At 58.8% G+C, this 588-nt stretch carries 1 protein-coding gene; it reads right to left on the reverse strand.

The window, feature by feature from the left end; genetic code table 11:
* A partial coding sequence (locus tag ACOCD2_RS25265; RefSeq protein ID WP_419596488.1) for a Na+/H+ antiporter subunit E occupies positions 1–588 on the reverse strand: 588 nt, incomplete at both ends.

Raw genomic sequence — 588 nt, forward strand, 5'->3', positions numbered from 1 at the left:
TTGCCCGACGATTTCAGCCGTTGCCGTGTCCAGGTCTGTGCCGGGCGCGCAATCCACCCAATGCACAAGAATGTGATCGCCTTTGATATCGATGGTGAGGGTTCCGGGCGTGAGTGTAATGCTGTTTGCCAGCAACAGGCGGCCCAGATCCGATTTCAGCCGTGTTTTCACTTCCACAACGGCAGGACGAATGGGCAAGGAGGGTGAAAGCACCCGGCGCGCCATGTCGACATTTGCACGCAGCAAAGCCAATGAAAACACGCCCAGGTAACGAAGCATGGAGACAAAGGAAGCAAACGACCAGCGCACGCCGTCCAGCAGGGCCAGACGCGGTGCAGCCAGCAGGGTCACGACACCGCTGACGAGCAAACCTGCCATCAGTTCCTCACCTTTCAGGCTGCCGGTGAGCAGCAGCCAGAGCAGGAACGAGATGACAAAGGTAAAAATATTGCGTGGCAAAACATTCCCGGCCACTGCGCGATTCCCCCGCTGCCAGCCATGGAGAGCGAAGCGAAGGCTGGTAGACCCCAGTAGCCGCGAGGCCGCACTGTTTTCCCGGCGTGCCTTGCGCCAGAGGGAAAACAAAGT

The organism is Thiolapillus sp. (assembly GCF_048562965.1).
GTDB classification, from domain to species: Bacteria; Pseudomonadota; Gammaproteobacteria; order Chromatiales; family Chromatiaceae; genus Thiolapillus; species Thiolapillus brandeum_A.